At 39.5% G+C, this 16,517-nt stretch carries 21 protein-coding genes and 2 tRNA genes; 18 read left to right on the top strand and 5 right to left on the bottom strand.

Annotation, left to right across the window (positions count from 1 at the left end):
* The first annotated feature begins 1 nt into the window (after window position 1).
* Genes CHY_RS07745 through CHY_RS07720 form a run of 7 tightly spaced genes read left to right on the top strand, consistent with a single transcriptional unit; the run spans window position 2 to window position 4,811 of the window.
* Window positions 2-325 (top strand): hypothetical protein, encoded by a 324-nt coding sequence (locus CHY_RS07745; RefSeq protein WP_011344554.1) that lies wholly within the window; start codon window positions 2-4, stop codon window positions 323-325.
* Window positions 326-889 (top strand): hypothetical protein, encoded by a 564-nt coding sequence (locus CHY_RS07740; RefSeq protein WP_011344553.1) that lies wholly within the window; start codon window positions 326-328, stop codon window positions 887-889.
* Window positions 890-3,394 carry a hypothetical protein gene (locus CHY_RS07735; protein ID WP_011344552.1) on the top strand — a complete coding sequence of 835 codons (2,505 nt, stop codon included), beginning with the start codon at window positions 890-892 and terminating at the stop codon, window positions 3,392-3,394. It begins immediately after the preceding gene.
* A gap of 45 nt (window positions 3,395-3,439) precedes the next feature.
* Window positions 3,440-3,673, top strand: a complete 234-nt coding sequence (locus tag CHY_RS07730; RefSeq protein ID WP_041537712.1) for a hypothetical protein — start codon at window positions 3,440-3,442, stop codon at window positions 3,671-3,673.
* Window positions 3,670-3,924, top strand: coding sequence for a hypothetical protein (locus CHY_RS13170; RefSeq protein ID WP_011344550.1), 255 nt, complete (start codon window positions 3,670-3,672; stop codon window positions 3,922-3,924). The genes CHY_RS07730 and CHY_RS13170 overlap by 4 nt, the downstream gene beginning before the upstream one ends.
* Window positions 3,905-4,126 carry a hypothetical protein gene (locus CHY_RS07725; RefSeq protein WP_162485074.1) on the top strand — a complete coding sequence of 74 codons (222 nt, stop codon included), beginning with the start codon at window positions 3,905-3,907 and terminating at the stop codon, window positions 4,124-4,126. The genes CHY_RS13170 and CHY_RS07725 overlap by 20 nt, the downstream gene beginning before the upstream one ends.
* Entirely contained in the window at window positions 4,116-4,811 is a 696-nt protein-coding gene (locus CHY_RS07720; protein ID WP_011344548.1) for a peptidoglycan recognition protein family protein, read from the top strand. The genes CHY_RS07725 and CHY_RS07720 overlap by 11 nt, the downstream gene beginning before the upstream one ends.
* A 123-nt stretch (window positions 4,812-4,934) precedes the next feature.
* Here CHY_RS07720 and CHY_RS07715 read toward each other — a convergent pair.
* Window positions 4,935-5,021: transfer RNA gene (locus CHY_RS07715), tRNA-Leu, on the bottom strand.
* Window positions 5,022-5,164: 143 nt separating this feature from the next.
* On the opposite strand from CHY_RS07715, the gene dinB reads away from it, so the two are divergent.
* The 8 genes from dinB to CHY_RS07675 all read left to right on the top strand — a co-directional run bounded on the left by dinB (window position 5,165) and on the right by CHY_RS07675 (window position 12,626).
* Complete coding sequence (dinB, locus tag CHY_RS07710; RefSeq protein ID WP_011344547.1) at window positions 5,165-6,340, top strand: DNA polymerase IV; 1,176 nt, start codon at window positions 5,165-5,167, stop codon at window positions 6,338-6,340.
* Window positions 6,341-6,537: 197 nt separating this feature from the next.
* On the top strand, window positions 6,538-9,033 hold the full coding sequence (polA, locus tag CHY_RS07705; protein ID WP_011344546.1) for a DNA polymerase I: 2,496 nt from the start codon (window positions 6,538-6,540) through the stop codon (window positions 9,031-9,033).
* A gap of 12 nt (window positions 9,034-9,045) precedes the next feature.
* Window positions 9,046-9,837, top strand: a complete 792-nt coding sequence (gene mutM / locus CHY_RS07700; RefSeq protein WP_011344545.1) for a bifunctional DNA-formamidopyrimidine glycosylase/DNA-(apurinic or apyrimidinic site) lyase — start codon at window positions 9,046-9,048, stop codon at window positions 9,835-9,837.
* A gap of 64 nt (window positions 9,838-9,901) precedes the next feature.
* Window positions 9,902-10,525 carry a sporulation membrane protein YtaF gene (ytaF, locus tag CHY_RS07695; RefSeq protein ID WP_011344544.1) on the top strand — a complete coding sequence of 208 codons (624 nt, stop codon included), beginning with the start codon at window positions 9,902-9,904 and terminating at the stop codon, window positions 10,523-10,525.
* Window positions 10,526-10,532: 7 nt separating this feature from the next.
* Entirely contained in the window at window positions 10,533-11,153 is a 621-nt protein-coding gene (coaE, locus tag CHY_RS07690; RefSeq protein ID WP_011344543.1) for a dephospho-CoA kinase, read from the top strand.
* On the top strand, window positions 11,138-11,668 hold the full coding sequence (locus CHY_RS07685; RefSeq protein ID WP_041537710.1) for a lytic transglycosylase domain-containing protein: 531 nt from the start codon (window positions 11,138-11,140) through the stop codon (window positions 11,666-11,668). Before coaE ends, CHY_RS07685 begins: the two co-directional genes overlap by 16 nt.
* A 24-nt stretch (window positions 11,669-11,692) precedes the next feature.
* On the top strand, window positions 11,693-12,112 hold the full coding sequence (locus tag CHY_RS07680; protein ID WP_041537709.1) for a DUF1285 domain-containing protein: 420 nt from the start codon (window positions 11,693-11,695) through the stop codon (window positions 12,110-12,112).
* A complete protein-coding gene (locus CHY_RS07675) occupies window positions 12,093-12,626 on the top strand; it encodes a thermonuclease family protein (RefSeq protein ID WP_011344540.1) in 534 nt (177 codons plus the stop codon). Before CHY_RS07680 ends, CHY_RS07675 begins: the two co-directional genes overlap by 20 nt.
* Here CHY_RS07675 and CHY_RS07670 read toward each other — a convergent pair.
* The gene (locus tag CHY_RS07670) at window positions 12,615-13,013 is read right to left on the bottom strand and encodes a DUF1284 domain-containing protein (protein ID WP_011344539.1); all 399 of its coding nucleotides are present in this window, start codon (window positions 13,011-13,013) and stop codon (window positions 12,615-12,617) included. The two genes, CHY_RS07675 and CHY_RS07670, sit on opposite strands and share 12 nt — an antisense overlap.
* The gene (locus tag CHY_RS07665; protein WP_226986695.1) at window positions 13,006-13,545 is read right to left on the bottom strand and encodes a biotin transporter BioY; all 540 of its coding nucleotides are present in this window, start codon (window positions 13,543-13,545) and stop codon (window positions 13,006-13,008) included. The genes CHY_RS07670 and CHY_RS07665 overlap by 8 nt, the downstream gene beginning before the upstream one ends.
* A gap of 173 nt (window positions 13,546-13,718) precedes the next feature.
* Between CHY_RS07665 and CHY_RS07660 the strand changes: the two genes are divergently transcribed.
* Complete coding sequence (locus CHY_RS07660) at window positions 13,719-14,309, top strand: hypothetical protein (RefSeq protein ID WP_011344537.1); 591 nt, start codon at window positions 13,719-13,721, stop codon at window positions 14,307-14,309.
* A 12-nt stretch (window positions 14,310-14,321) separates the two neighbouring features.
* Here the strand turns inward: CHY_RS07660 and CHY_RS12755 are convergent, their stop codons facing one another.
* Window positions 14,322-14,888, bottom strand: coding sequence for a methyltransferase family protein (locus CHY_RS12755; protein ID WP_011344536.1), 567 nt, complete (start codon window positions 14,886-14,888; stop codon window positions 14,322-14,324).
* A 65-nt stretch (window positions 14,889-14,953) separates the two neighbouring features.
* Between CHY_RS12755 and CHY_RS07650 the strand changes: the two genes are divergently transcribed.
* Window positions 14,954-15,628: an SOS response-associated peptidase gene (locus tag CHY_RS07650; protein WP_011344535.1), complete on the top strand. Its 675-nt coding sequence runs from the start codon at window positions 14,954-14,956 to the stop codon at window positions 15,626-15,628.
* Between the two features lie 145 nt (window positions 15,629-15,773).
* On the top strand, window positions 15,774-16,256 hold the full coding sequence (locus tag CHY_RS07645) for a DUF6803 family protein (RefSeq protein ID WP_011344534.1): 483 nt from the start codon (window positions 15,774-15,776) through the stop codon (window positions 16,254-16,256).
* Window positions 16,257-16,328: 72 nt separating this feature from the next.
* Here the strand turns inward: CHY_RS07645 and CHY_RS07640 are convergent.
* Window positions 16,329-16,411, bottom strand: a tRNA-Leu gene (locus CHY_RS07640).
* Window positions 16,412-16,517 lie beyond the last annotated feature (106 nt).

The following is a 16,517-nucleotide window of genomic DNA, read 5'->3' as shown; positions in this document are numbered from 1 at the left end:
GATGGCTGAACCGATATACAGCAAAAACCTAATCAAGAACCCAAAAGCCGAGGATGCACAGGAATACTGGCAGTATATGAACGCGGATAAAATAGATGGCGGACCGCCAACATCTTTAAAGGTGTTTCGCATACTGCCAGGGGGTAAGATATGGCAGGATGTAGCTATCACCGGCAAGCCACCGGATTTTAAACTGAAGTTTCAATACTTGCCCGGGGCCAGTGATGAAATAAAGAAAACACCACAATTATTTGCCAAAGTTGAAATAATTTTTGCCGACGGGACGAAAGAAGAAACAATTTTACCCTGCGAGGGGGAAATTTAGATGGCTTTTACCGAAGTTTTTAATCAAACTTTCCAGGTAGAATGGAAGATAAAAGAAGAGACGATAAATGTTAAAAACACAGAAAAAGAGATAACCCAGGTCAGGTTAACTTTCTTCGTTAAGGACTTCACCAGTTTTGTGGATAACATTATCCTGCAGCAAAACCTTGCAAATGACCTGCTATATGGGGAAAAGGTGTCCTTCTTATTTGGCCCGCTCCCGGCTGGGTATTACGGGGCAATACCGGTTTTTGCCGCAGGGACTTATTACCAGGTTACAGGTGCTTATTTTGTACCGCAGGGCAGTGTCACAGCCGACTTAAGCAATTATACGCAGTTAATACTGAAGAACCAGCGGACCGGGGAAGTAATTGCGACAAACACCATAAACGGGGATATAGAACCATTCCAAACAGATATATTAGTGGCGGATAAGACAAAGCTTTTAGAAGCAGGAGACGTGCTAATATTTGAGAAGATAGACACTGGAAGCGGCGTGGCTTTGCCGCTTTTTTTGTTGCAGATACATTTAGAACCAACAAGTCCGCCAGAGGGGGCAGTGTAGATGGGACTTTATAATAGCTTATGGCCTATTGTAACACGAAATAAAGAAGGATGGAGCAATAATCCTTATATTGGATTGGATGAATTTTATCCAGCTTATAAGGCTAATGTCAGTGCAAACTCAATTTTAACATTGAGCGATAATAGATTTCTATTGACAACAGATACAGCGCTATATATTGTCGATAATCATATGAATATAATAAAAGAACTCATCAATATAGGAACTATCACTGGCGAATATTGGTGGTGGTTTTTTGGCTACCCAGCATTAATTCACTTTGACCGGGACCCTCGGGTGGATAATCCACCACCTGGAGAAGATTTTAGCAATAATCCATTGATGGTTGGTGGAGATTTTATTTTATGTCCGTATGGGAAATTTAAAGACGCTGGTAATGGTGCTGGTTTTTGCATTATTGATATAAACACTGAACAAGTTGTAAATGTAACTCTCACTGATATGTGGGGACCTCCATATCACTGTTCTATTGTGAATAACTTACTTCTTATGACATTTGGAGGGGTTGATTATAGTCAATACTATCCAAATTCAGAACAACGGATTTTAATTGCAATCAACAAGGAGTATGGAACTACTTCTTGGAAATACTTTGCTGGGACCTGGACCCAGACTAACAATATTGATAAACCTATTACGGTTGATGATGCTGGGTATATCTATTTTATAGACGGCGAAAACAGACTTTGCAAAATTAATTCAACCAACGGGAGCTTGGTGTGGAAAGCTACAAAGCAAGATGGAACTCCTATTTACTGTTTAACCCAAGCAGTTATTCTGGATGATAAATGCTACTTTGTAGGATATGACGAAAACGGTAAAGCTTTTATGGCAGTGGATATAGCAACTGGGGTTTTAATAATTAGAACGCAAATAACTACTGGCGACAGCAAAACCTATAATATTTGTTATGACCCACTTAATCACAAATTTGTGACTTCATATAGAGATAAAATAATAGTCTTCAACATTTTTGGTAGTAAAATCTTTGAATGGGTCAATAACACTCGAGAAAATGTTCCTCAAATTTATAATACAGATGGTAGCGTTCTGGTTTACTCGAATGACATAGACAACTTAACAGTTGATGGAGCTGGTAATATTTATTTTATGGATGCCGGAGGCAATTGTGGAAAACTTTCTTCAATTGGGACTCTCATTCATGCATTCAAAAATCTTGTCAATGTTTATGCATGGGACACGCCTATAAGAAAAAGAAATATAATTATAAGCCCAACGGGAGATATTATTGCCCCTTATGGTTTGGGCCAGGTATTAATATTTAACAACGAAACCTTTGGGATAAAAGCAATTACTCCAGCTATTACTGGCGACCAAACCAACCAGGAATGGGCAACAAATACAGAGTTTACATTAGAGTTTAGCGAAGATGTAAGTTCAAACACTTTATTAAATGGCATTTATTTAGATTACGTCGGGATAAGTGAAGTTCCTTACTTCTGGCGCGATGCTCCTTCACAAGTAACCAATCTCTGGGTAGGACAAGGTGATGATGAAAGTTTAGGTATCAATTTAGGTGATTTTACAATAAAGTACAATGGCACAACAGCGAATAGTATAAATATTTCAGCAAACTCAAATTTAACGATTTATAATGCAGATTATTCTCTTTTAAAATATAATGCTGATTTATACGTTCCTGCCGATGGAAAAATTTACTACTTTATCGATAACACAAAAAATCCTCGAGAGTTGGTTATCACATTTGAGAATATCTGTTATTACAGGACACGAACTAATCCGGACAGAATCACTTTTCAATGGGTAATTCCTGAAAATAGTAATATTGTGTATCTTAACATACATAACCTTTTCCAATATGGGAGCCCCAAATTAGTTAATGCGCCAAATGTGGAAATTTATTTCCAAGTATATGCCAGCAATTTGCCAACTGGCTTTAATATAACCGAGAAATCCTTTAAATTTGTAGCCGGTGAAAATACGAAAGATTTTAGTATCACGCCAGTAAATACAAAAACATATAAACTCAAATGGAAATTGCCTGTTGGTAAATTCGGTCAAGCTACAATGACCTTTAAAAATAGCATTGTAAGTAATACGGGCAGAAACCTTTGTTTTTACGACTATATGGGTGAGGACAAAACAAATAGCTTTCAAAAAGAATTTGGATTAGGGCCACTGGTAATATCGAGCTTAAACGTAGAAATAACTGAACCTACCGATGCCATAAAATACGCCTGGCAGGACTTCGTCTTTATGGCGGATACCCAAGGGGTAAAGATGGAAGCGATCTTTAAGGTGCAGGTGATAGACGTAAACAACCTTCCCATCTTCGAAGCCCAAAGCGACTTAAACCCAGAATATTTCTGGCAGTCCAAAAACGGGATAAAGTGGGAACCTTTCGTCGGCGGCAAGATGCAGTTACCGGATTACACTTATCTCAAAGTAAGGGCTTATACAGGTGGGCAAAGCCAGGTAAGGGTAATATTAGCCTATGAATAGCAGTGCTTTTGCACTGTTTTTTTATTTAAGAGAGGAGGAATGAATATGCCGGCAGATGTTGCACAGTATGGAATTGCTTTTTTTACGGTAGCGGGGTTAATCTACATTATTAGCCGCTGGATGGACCGCAAAGATGAAGTAAATTTGGTTGAAGTGGTACAGAACAATACTAAAGCACTCGAACAGGTAACAGCGGTAGTACAAGCAATCCAGTTAAGTCTCACACGCCAGGAAGCTAAAATCGATGAACTTTTGGAAAGAGCGAGGCGGGAACAATGAAGCTTTCCTTTTGGAGCAGACCAAACGAATTAAGCTTTAAAGACGTGCTGGCAGTGATGTTTTCCGGCACGTTTTTATATTTCTCCTGGGAAGCGACTAAGAATCAGCAAGCCTTGCAGGTGATTCAAACCCTGGTACCGCTCCTCGGAATAATTTTGGGTGGCTATTTTGTTCAGGAATCGGCTGCAATGTGGCTTACTAAATCCCAGGAAGCCAAAGGAGGAGAAAATAATGAGAACAATGCTGGATAAAATTAAGAGCCGGAAGTTTTTAATGGCTCTTTTAGCAGCGGTAACGGCTTTTATAAAGGCTTATTATCCAGACTTTCCGGATGAAGCACTTTATACTTTAGCAGGAGTAGCTCTCGGGTATATAGCCGTTGAGGGTTTTGTTGATGCGGTTGCTCAACTGGCTCAATGGTTAGCAAAAAGGAGTGAGAGGAATGCTCATTAAGCTTGGGGACAAAGGGAGCCAGGTTATAGAAGTGCAGAAAATGTTGAAGCAGTTAGGCTTCCTAAAAGATAAAGTGGATGGTGTATTTGGGGCAAATACTGAGGCAGCTGTAAAATCTTTTCAACGAACAAAGCAGATTGCAATTGATGGTATAGTAGGACCGGTAACCTATAATCTATTACGAAAGGATTTTAGCCTAAAAACTGCTGCAATTACATCAATACCAGTTATAAAACCCGCTCCGGTAAAAATTACAGGTTTACCTTTAAAGAAAAGTAATGTGGATTATATAGTCTTACATCATACAGCTGCAACGAGGGATTTAAGTTGGCAGGAGATTAACTCTGAACATAAAGCACGAGGTTTTGCTGGCTTTGGTTATCATTTTTATATTAACAAGGCGGGTATTATTTACGCCGGCAGGCCATTAAATGTAATAGGTGCACATGCTTTAGGTTTGAATGATGAATCCATTGGCATATGTTTTTCAGGTAACTTTGAAGAAGAAAAACCTACTTCGGAACAGATTAATTCTGGTAAGTTATTAGTCAGCTGGCTAAAATACAAAATATTTAACAAGCCAAAAGTAATCGGGCATAAGGAAGTTGCAAGCTTGCGTCCTACTGCCACAAAAACCGCCTGTCCCGGACGCAACTTCCCCCTTGATGCATTTAAAAGCCTCTGAATTGAAAACCCCCGGTTGAGGCCGGGGGATTTTACTTTTTTGTTGGATTTGCAAAAGATTTGCAAAAGCAATAAAAACAAAAAGAGCCGTTTTTGCACAAACGGCTCTAAGTAGCTTGAAACCTGGTGCCGAGAGCGGGAGTCGAACCCGCACGGGTGTTACCCCACCGGATTTTGAGTCCGGCGCGTCTGCCAGTTCCACCATCTCGGCACTGTCCATAAACTCTGCAAAACTTATTATAGTAAACTTCTTTTTATTTTGCAACAGGAAAATTATTTCGGGCAGGTTGTTTTGCCCGAAAAATTTTTTTATAATGTAATCGAACATATGTACTAAAATCGAGGGTGGGAAAGATGAAAAAGAGGGTAATTATTCATGTGGACATGGATGCTTTTTTTGCAGCGGTGGAGCAGCGGGATAATCCGGAGCTTAAAGGAAAACCGGTGATTGTGGGTGGAGTTCCGGGAGAGCGGGGAGTGGTGGCAGCGGCATCGTATGAAGCGCGGAAGTTTGGAGTAAGGTCGGCGATGTCTTTATGGGAAGCGGCAAGACTTTGCCCCCACGGTATATTTATTCCCGGAAACCATAAAAAATACCAGGAAGTATCGGAGAAAATCTTCAGGATTTTTCGGGAATACACTCCTTTAGTAGAACCGGTGTCGTTGGATGAGGCTTATCTTGATGTTACCGGTAGCCAGAAACTTTTTGGACCAGGGGCCGAAATTGGAAAAAAGATAAAAAAACGGATATTTGAGGAGACGGAACTGACGGCATCGGTAGGGGTTGCTCCCAATAAGTTTTTAGCCAAGTTGGCCTCAGAAGTAAATAAACCTGACGGTTTTTGTGAAGTTAGAGAAGACAACGTACTGGATTTTTTGGCTCCGCTGCCGGTAGAGATGCTCTGGGGAGTAGGGGAAAAAATGAAAGAAAGACTTAATGACATGGGGATTAAAACCGTCCAGGATTTCTGGGAACTGCCGGAGTTTTTTCTTAGGAAAAAGTTTGGGGTTCTGGGGCAGAACTTATATTATTTGTCCCGGGGAATTGATTTTCGGGAGGTAATTCCGGAAAGAGTACCGAAATCTTTAGGCAAAGAAATTACTTTGCAAAAGGACAGCAGTGATGTGGATTACCTTTTAGGAAAGCTCTTGGGGCTTACTATGGCAGTGGGCAGGGGGCTTCGCCGGGAGGGATTTTATGCCGGCGGAATCAGCGTTAAGATTCGCCTTTCAAGCTTTATAACCTATACCCGGCACAGCAGGTTTTTTGAGCCGACCTGGATGGATGATGTGTTATACCGGGAAGCCAAAAGGCTGTTTTTAGAAAATTACCACGGGGAACTACCGGTAAGATTAGTTGGGGTTACGGCTACTCCCTTAGTACCGGTAGGAGGAGGGCGGCAAATATCACTGTTTGGCGAAGACCTGCGGCGGGAAAATCTTTATCCGATAATCGATAGGCTAAACCATAAATACGGAAATAAAACCGTGACCCGGGCTAAGATTTTAAAAATTAGCGGTCGAGGATGAAACTTTTTTCAACTTTTCTTCTTGTTGGATTTATTTACTGCTGTATTTGATCCTCTTACTTTTAATAATATTTTTCGTCTACCGCTTTAAAAAGAAAAAGTCCGGTACTTAAGCTGTCCTTTTTGGGCAGCTTTTTTCTTTTACCAGTCAGCTTTATTTGGTACAATAAACTTAAAATTATTATTTTGGAGGTAATTATGGGAAAAGTAGTCCTGGTGGATGGAAATAGTTTATTACATAGAGCGTTTTTTGCCCTTCCGCCCTTAAAAACTACTAAAGGAGAGCCTACCGGGGCGGTTTACGGGTTTTTAACGATGCTTTTTCGGGTAATAAAAGATGAAAAACCCGAATATTTAGCGGTAGCTTTTGATATTAGCCGGAAAACTTTTCGTACCGAGCAGTTTACTGCATACAAAGGGCACCGCAAAGAAGCCCCGGATGAGCTTGTACCCCAGTTTGCCCTGGTGCGGGAAGTATTAAAGGTTTTAAATGTTCCCTATATTGAACTTGACGGTTATGAGGCCGATGATATTATCGGCCACCTATCAAGGGCTTTTGCGGGACAAGGACATGAAGTGGTGATTTATACCGCTGACCGGGACATGCTGCAATTGGTAGATGAAAAAACGGTGGTATACCTTACCAAAAAAGGCATTACCGAACTGGTTAAAATGGATTTAGCTGCGATTTTAGAAAACTACGGCTTAAAGCCTAAACAGCTTGTGGATGTTAAAGGATTAATGGGAGATCCCTCGGACAACATACCCGGGGTTCCCGGGATTGGGGAGAAAACTGCTTTAGATTTAATTAAAACTTATGGCTCAGTGGAAGAAGTTTTGGCCCATAAAGATGAGTTAAAACCTAAATTAAGAGAAAAGCTTGCCGAACACGAAAATTTAGCAAAAATATCGAAACAATTAGCTACAATCCTGCGGGAAATACCGTTAGAAATCTCCCTGGAAGATTTAAAAGTTAAAGAACCTAATTATGAAGAAGTTGCTAAATTATTTCTTCGCCTTGAGTTTAAAAGCTTTTTAAAAGAAATAGAACCAAAAATAAAGAAAGAATACCAGGAAGGTAAAGATTTGGTGCAAGTTGAAACTGTAGAAACGGAAGGACAGATTGCAGTAGTTTTTAGTGATGGATTTTATGTTGATGACGGGGAAAAAACAAAGTTTTACTCTTTAGACCGGCTGAATGAAATAGAGGAAATATTTAGGAATAAAAAAATTATTACCGACGATGCCAAAGGAATTTATCATGTCTGTTTAGAAAAAGGTCTGACTTTTCCCGAAGTTTGTTTTGATGCGCGGATTGCAGCTTATGTTTTAAACCCGGCCGACCAAAATCCCGGCCTCAAGGGGCTTTATCTAAAGTATGACTTACCGGTGTATGAAGATGTATCTTTAAACATTAGAGGGTTGTTTTATTTAAAAAAAGAAATGATGAAAAAAATCTTTGAGCAGGAGCAAGAAAGGTTATTTTATGAAATAGAACTTCCTTTAACTCCAGTTCTTGCTCAAATGGAGCATACCGGCATTCAGGTTGACCGGGAAGCTTTAAAAGAGATGTCGTTAGAGCTGGGAGAGCAAATTGAAGAGTTAATCCGGGAAATTTATGTGCTGGCGGGGGAAGAGTTTAACTTAAACTCGCCCAGGCAGCTGGGAGTTATTCTTTTTGAAAAACTTGGGCTGCCGGTAATTAAAAAGACCAAAACGGGCTACTCTACCGATGCGGAGGTTTTGGAAGAGCTCTTGCCTTTCCACGAAATTATCGGCAAAATATTGAATTACCGGCAGCTTATGAAGTTAAAATCCACTTATACTGACGGCTTAATGCCTTTAATAAATGAGCGTACCGGTAAACTTCACACTACTTTTAACCAGACCGGTACTTTAACCGGACGCCTGGCGTCTTCGGAGCCCAATCTCCAAAATATTCCCATCCGGTTGGAACTCGGTCGGAAATTACGCAAGATGTTTATACCTTCACCGGGGTATGATTATATTGTTTCGGCGGATTATTCCCAGATTGAATTAAGGCTTCTTGCCCATTTTTCCGAAGAGCCCAAGCTTATTGAAGCTTACCAAAAAGGGGAGGATATTCACCGGAAAACGGCCTCCGAGGTGTTCGGTGTATCTTTGGAAGAAGTTACTCCCGAGATGCGCGCTCATGCCAAGTCGGTGAACTTCGGCATTGTTTATGGCATTAGTGATTTTGGTTTAGGCAGAGACTTAAAGATTCCCCGGGAGGTTGCCGGTAAGTACATTAAAAATTATTTTGCCAACTATCCCAAAGTGCGGGAGTATCTCGATGAACTTGTCCGTACGGCAAGAGAAAAGGGATATGTGACCACTTTATTTGGGCGAAGACGCTATATTCCTGAGCTATCTTCAAAAAACCGCACGGTTCAGGGTTTTGGCGAAAGGACGGCCATGAATACTCCCCTTCAGGGCTCGGCTGCCGATATTATTAAGCTTGCAATGATTAATGTAGAAAAAGAACTTAAAGCCCGTAAGCTTAAGTCCCGGCTCCTTCTTTCGGTGCACGATGAGTTAGTTTTAGAAGTGCCGGCGGAAGAGCTGGAAGAGGTAAAAGCGCTGGTAAAAGGGGTTATGGAGTCGGTGGTTGAACTGAAAGTGCCTTTAATCGCTGAAGTTGGTGCAGGCAAAAACTGGTATGAAGCGAAGTAAGGAGAGGGTATTATGCCTGAACTTCCAGAAGTAGAAACCATTAAAAGAACCCTTGCCCCAAAAATTTTGGGAAAAACAATTTACCGGGTAGAAGTATATCTTCCAAAAATTATTAAAAATGTTTCGGTAGAAGAATTTACCCGGCGCGTTGTGGGGAAAGAAATAGTAGCTTTAAAACGCCGGGGGAAGTATTTACTGATAGATCTTTCCGGAAAGGAAACGGTAACGGTTCATTTGAGGATGACCGGGAAACTTTTAATACTACCCAAAGGGTCGCCGAAAGATAAACATACCCATGCTATTTTTGATCTTGGCGATTTAGAGTTACATTTTAATGATATACGCCAGTTTGGTGGCTTTTCTTTTGAGATGCCGGAAATAGGTCCTGAACCTTTAGAAGACGAGTTTACCCCTGAGTATTTAAAAACAAAACTAAAGGCGTCACAGAAAAATCTTAAGGCCGTTTTATTAGACCAAAAAATAATTGCGGGTATTGGTAATATTTACGCTGATGAAATCTTATTTGAGGCAGGGCTTTCTCCCAAAAGGATAGCCGCCAGCTTATCGGAAGATGAGGCAGAAGAGTTATTTAAAGCTATACGGAAAATCTTAGCCCTGGGGATTGAGTACCGGGGGACGTCTATTAGAGATTATGTTGATGCGGAAAATCAGCAGGGGAGCTTTCAACGCCTGCTAAAAGTTTACGGGAAAAATGGTTCACTCTGTGTTAGATGTAATAATGTCCTAATCCGCGAACGTCACGCCGGTCGCAGTACCCACTACTGTCCGCACTGCCAGAAATAAAGGGGAGACAGGCACCTTCTTTACCGTCTTTAAATAATTTAAAAAAGACGGGGAGGTGCCGGCGATGGAATTTTATTTAGCGTTGTTTGCTTTAGCTCTTAGTGTAGATGGGTTTGGTGCAGGGTTAGCTTATGGGCTAAGAGGATTGATCGTACCGACCCTGTCGGTACTGGTGGTAAGCAGCACTTCTGCTTTGATCATTGGGCTTGCCATGCTTTTAGGAAAATTTATAAACTTTTTTGTTCCGGATAGTTTTACCCGCTATTTGGGGGCTTTTTTACTTATTGCCATCGGTTTGTATGTATATTTTTCCGGGGGTAAAGAAGAGAAAAAGGCTTCTATAGACCCGGAAGTGGTTTTTAGTGTTAAAATTTTTGGTTTAATCTTTCAAATTTTGCGCTCTCCGCAATTAGCCGATCGGGATGAATCGGGGGTACTGTCTTATAAAGAGGCAGTTTTGTTAGGTGTGGCCCTTGCTCTGGATGCCTTTGGGGCTGGAATTGGTTTAAGTTTATCCGGTTACCCGGTTATTTTAACGATGCTAAATGTGGGGTTAATTAAGTTTTGCCTTTTTTATTCAGGATTGGTTATCGGTAAGTTAAATGGAAAGGTGAGTTTTATTAAAAATTATTCCCGCTACTTAGCTTCACTGGTTTTAATTTTTTTGGGAGTTTCACGTATAATTTAAGTTAGGGGTGTTGGTATTGCCGATCATTGGACTTACCGGAGGTATAGCATCCGGTAAAAGCACTGTTTCCCGGATCCTGCAGGAACTGGGTTTTGCGATTATCGATGCTGACCGGATTGCCCGGGATATATTGACCCCTGGACATCCGGCATATCAAAAGGTAATTGATACTTTTGGTAAAAATATCTTAACGGAAGATGGACAAATTGACCGGGCTAAACTGGGAAAGATTGTATTTGGCAATCGGGAAAAGCTTTTGGTTTTAAACAGCATTACTCATCCGGAAGTTTTAAAGGAAATAAGAAAAAAAATAAAGGAGTTAACTTCGTCGGGGATTGACTGGATTGTCTTAGATATCCCGTTACTTTTTGAGGCAAAAATGACTTCACTGGTAGATGAAATTTGGGTGGTTTACGTTCCCGAAGAAGAACAGTTAAAGCGACTTATGGCCCGGAATGGTTTTTCCCGGGACGAAGCTCTTGCCAGAATTCGGGCCCAGATGCCTTTAGAGGAAAAAGTGAAACTGGCGGATGTGGTGATTGATAACAGCGGAAGTATCGAATCCACCCGGGAGCAGATTTTAACTATTTTGCAGAAATGGAAGTGGAAAGATTGGTCAAAAAAATAAATGGTTTTTCCTTAACGCTGACAGTTTTGCTGGTTGTCATTTTGCTTTTTCCCTTTTGGGGTAAAATATTGTATCCCATAAAATACAGCGATAAACTTTACGATGCCGCATCTTTTGCCGGGGTTGATCCGCTATTAGTGGCGGCAGTGGTAAAAGCGGAAAGTAATTTTAATCCCAGGGCTATTTCCAAAAAAGGAGCCATGGGTTTAATGCAGATAATGCCGGAGACTGCTTTCTGGCTGGCTAAGGAGATTAATGAACCTCTGGCAAAACCGGAAGAACTCTTAGACCCCGAAAAAAATTTGGTTTTGGGAACTTTTTATTTAAAGTATTTAATTGACCGTTATGGTAACTTGGAGTTAGCTTTAGGTGCCTACAATGCGGGTGTTGCCAATATGGATACTTGGCTGAAAAAAAACAAAGCAGAAAATCCTAACCTTTATCCCTTTAATGAAACAAAAGCCTTTGTCAAAAAGGTTTTATGGAATTATAAAGTATACCGCTTTTTGTATTAAGACGGGGTGGTAAATATTAAGATTTTGCTGGATAAAGAGGGTAACTGGTATTACGCAGGACAACAAATAATAAATGAGAAGGTCATTGAGTTATTTTATAAAAGTTTGACCTGTAAAAGTGGGCATTATTATCTGGTTTATAACGGTGAAGAACAAAAGATCTGTGTTGAGGATGCTCCGTATTTTGCTGAAGGGGTCGTGGAAAAAGATAGCTGGCTGTATTTAAAATTAAAAGGTGGATTAATGTTTCCCATGGAAGGGCCGGTTTATTTTAAAAACCGGATTCCTTATACCACTGTTAATAATCTTCCGGTGAAGTTTACAAGAAAAGCTTTCTGGGCTTTATCCCGTTATTTTAGCGAGGATGGTCAAAAGGTAATTTGCGGAAATTTTTGCACTAAAATTGTAGAAGAAGGTGAAGGAGATGAAAAGGGTACGAGTTAAGGTAATTTGGTTTATTTTTATACTTTTTGCACTTTTTCTTCAGGGGTGTGCCGGGGATGTCGATGCTGCAACAAATTTTATTCCGGCTAAAGTAGTAAAAGTTAGTGACGGCGATACGGTAAAAGTTAAATTATCTTCCGGTAAAGAAATAAGGGTAAGAATGATTGGGGTAAATACACCGGAACTTTCCCATCCGGAACTTGGGATTAAGGAACAGCCTTACGGGAAAGAAGCTTTCAATTATACCAAAAAAGTTCTCTACAAGGGCCGGATTATTTTTTTAGAGTATGATGTGCAAAAGCAAGATAAATACGGACGAGATTTAGCTTATGTCTGGTTAAAAAAGCCAGTTAAGGTTACTGAAGAGGAGGTTCGGGCTAAAATGTTTAATGCCCATCTTTTGCTAGAGGGGTATGCTCAGGTGATGACTGTTCCTCCCAATGTAAAATACTCCAAGCTGTTTGTAAAGTTCCAAAAAGAAGCCCGGGAAAACTCCCGGGGCTTATGGAAATAAAGAAGTACTTTTTAACTTGCGGAAACCTTCAAGGCAAAAACCTAAGGGATACCACTCACAGTCCTGGCAGAGAGCGATAAATTTACGCTCTTCCAGGGCCTTTATTTTTTTGTAGGCATCTTCAACGGCAATTGCCTTGGTATTAAAAAAAGTTATGAGAAATTCGTCTTTTTTACTTACCTTATTAGTGCTGCGACATAAACCGTTGATGAGTTCCGGACAGTTTTTACAGATGTCGTCGGGTTGGGTTTCAAGCTCAAGAAGAAGCTTGGGGCTTTTAAGAATTTTGATACGAATTTTGGAAAAGTTTTGGGTAAAGTGGTCGTTATAGCCCAAGCCCCGGAAACCTAAAAAACATAGCAGATGATGGGGCCTTAGCTTAACCATTTAATTTAACCCCTGCGTTGGTTAGAGCTTTCTGAAGATGTGTTGCCAGTAAGATGGCCATGACACCTTTTATTATGTCCCAAGGGACAAAAGGCTTAACACCAACGGCGATGGCTTTACTTAATGGTAATTTTAAGATATAAGCCAGCTGGATTGTTCCCAGGGAATAGATGAGAATAAGAGAAACAAGAACTGCCAGGATTTTACCCCCGATATTAAAGTTGCTGCGCTCAACAATAAACCCCCCGATTAATCCGCTTAAAGCGAATCCCAGCAAGTAGCCACCGGTTGGGCCTAAGATAACGCCTATACCACCGCGAGCTTGGGCAAAGACCGGCAGACCTATTGCCCCTAAAAGGAGATAGGTGAGCATTCCCCAAAAAGATTTTTTTCCCAGCAAAAAGATTCCAAGAAAAACAGCAAAGACCTGGAGGGTAAAGGGGACTCCTCCGGGTAAAGGTATGGCAATCTGGGCTAAAACTGCGGTAACGGCTGCTAATAAAGCAGCATAAATAACTGTTTTAATTGTCAACTTAATCACCTCCGAAGTTAACCTTTTATTTAAAAATAACCTGTAAAGTAAAAAAAGTCAACTACAAAGTTAAACAAAAAAATAAAAAATTTTCTTAAAAAATTATTTCTGCTACTTAAAATTTTAATAAAATAGTGATAATATAATTATAATAAAACGAAAGGGGTGAAAAAATGCCTCGAAAGAAGGCTACAAAAATAACCGAGGAGAGCGCGAATATTAATATTTCTGAAACTCAAAAAAATAAAAATACCGCAAATAATGCTAACAATATAAGTAGAAAAACGGCAAAGCATTATATTATAGAACTTTTAAAGGAAGCTCCGGAACAAACAATTAAAATGACTTTGGAAAGGATTACGGAGTTAATAAATCAGAAAATTGCTCTTGAGGGTCGGGATTATAAGTATCAAAGACCTAATATCTGGTCAGCAATTCAGAAATTAGCGGAAAATGGTGTTATAAAAATAAAGAAAGGGAAAAATCGCCGGGATCCAAATACCATTATTTTGCTGCAGCCGGATGTAGATTTTAATAAAATTTCCAGCAAGCGTTCCCCAGGAAGGCCGGAGCAAAAAGTTTTGATTGCCAAAAAACAGTATAATCTTTTAAAAAACCAATTAAAGAAAACCGAGAAACAGCTTTTAAAAATTCTTAACAATTTAAAAGATATTAAAGAAACTTTGGAGTTAATGGAAAATAAAATTAAAAAAGCTCCTGAAGAAAAAGGAGCAAGAAAACGGGGTCGACCCAAAAAAGTTTAAAGAAAGGGAAAATTATTCACGAAAAATACGGTGGGGTAGCGGAAATAAAGCCGGTACCTCTTTTTTGTAGCTTTCGTATTCCTTGCCAAAAATATTAATTAACTTTTTTTCTTCTAATTTAATACCAATAAAGATATATCCGCTTAAAATTATATTTACCAGAAGTCTTGGTAAATTAAAGCTTTCACTCCAGATTAAAAGGAGAGCTGCTAAGTATAAAGGGTGGCGAAGATATTTTAGAGGCCCTTTTTTAACAAGGTTTTTGGTATTTTGCGCAGCCAAACCTAAAAATTCTTTGAGGTTATAGCAGGAAAAACTCCAAAGGATAAGCAAAATTCCGGTTATTATAAAAATAGTACTTAGCCAAAGGGGTATGATTATAAGTTTGGGTTCGGAAAAGTTAATTTTTAAATATAAATATGCACCGGTAAAACTAAATAAGGAAATTAAATTATAAAAAATCCGGTAGCTTTTAGGGAAAAATTTATCTTTTAAAAAATTTTCCACCGGAGGATGAATTAAAAAGCTATGAAGAAAGCAAAATAAAAGCCACAAAATTATTAAGATGAGATATTTCATGCTGTTACTCCTTTTTAGATTTTTTTTAATTATCTTACATTATGTAATTTTGTCAAGGTGATATTATGTGCGGACGGTTTTCCATGGCAGAAGATTTTTCGGTATTAGAAAAACTTTTTAATTTAGAACCTATAGATTTTCCTTTAAAACCCAGGTATAATATCGCTCCCACTCAGGATGTACCGGTGGTAATCTGGGAGGGGGGACGGCGTCTAAAGTTATTTCGCTGGGGGTTAATACCGGCATGGGCCAAAGACCCTGCTATTGGCCAGAAAATGATTAATGCGCGGGCGGAAAACGTGGACCAAAAGCCCAGTTTTAAAAATCTTCTTATCCGAAGGCGCTGTCTGGTGCTGGCCGATGGATTTTACGAGTGGGAAAAGAGCGGAGGAAAGAAAATACCTTATAGGATAGTGTTGAAAAACAGAAAGCCCTTTGCTTTTGCGGGGTTGTATGATATCTGGCAAGATCCCGGAGGGCGAATGGTGTATTCCTGTACGATTATTACTACGGAGGCTAACAAACTTATCAGGTCAATACATGACCGGATGCCAGTAATATTGAACCATGAGGCAATTTCAATTTGGTTAGATTTGGGGATTAAAGATGTAAATTTAATTAAAAGCTTACTTACTCCTTACCCGGAAAAGGAAATGGATATTTTTGAAGTATCATCTCTGGTTAACTCGCCCCAGGTGGATGTACCTCAATGTATTGAACCGGTAAAACGTTTATTTTAACCTTTATCGACGGATTCTTCCGTCGGTTTTTTATTTGGTATTAAATGTATAAATTTTGCATCATTTTTTTAACAAATTTGTAACACAATTGTTTTAATCTAACCTTAGAACTACATAGTGTAGAAGGGAGGGTGAAAAGGTGACAATGACTCATTATATGGAGCTTTTAGCTACCAATCAACCGTGGAATTTAATCATTTTTATGGCCATACCCGTTATTTTGGCTGAAACTGTGGCGATTACGGAATTGTTTATCTTATTTAAGCGAGATACTGGTAGTGGAATAAGAAAACTTAACAAAGTTGCGGGAATCATAGGTGGGTTTTATTTCTTGGGAGTTTTTATCTATCTTTTCTTTAATGCAGTAATTCCATTAACTACAAAAGGCGGTTGGCGTGGTATTGGTGATATTATTGCAGTTGGGTTTTATCTTTCCGGAGTAGTACCACTTATGGGTATGGCACTTTTGGAGCTGGGTGCTATTTATAAAAATAAAACTCCTGAACAAAAGATGTTTTTACATGCGGTTTTTGTGGCAATTTTTTTAGCAGTAGCTCATATAGCAATGATCTTTGGTATGTTAAATCCTGAATTATTAATGGTGGGTGGAGGAAATATGAAGATGTAACTGGCAGATAGTAACGTCATGTTAAAACAAAAACCCGTAAACCTTTAAAGGTTTACGGGTTAATTTTCTTTATGGTGTCGGAGGTGGGACTTGAACCCACACGGTTTCCCACACGCCCCTCAAACGTGCGCGTCTGCCAGTTCCGCCACTCCGACGTGACTCGCAAGATTTATTATATAGATACATTTAAACGGTGTCAAGAATTTATTTTTGGAAATAATTACAAGTAAGAAAACTGGTTCGAAAAATGTTGTAAGATGT

Source organism: Carboxydothermus hydrogenoformans Z-2901 (assembly GCF_000012865.1).
Classification (GTDB): domain Bacteria; phylum Bacillota; class Z-2901; order Carboxydothermales; family Carboxydothermaceae; genus Carboxydothermus; species Carboxydothermus hydrogenoformans.
Note: the sequence above shows the minus strand (reverse complement) of the source record. Positions and strands in the feature narration are given on the sequence as shown.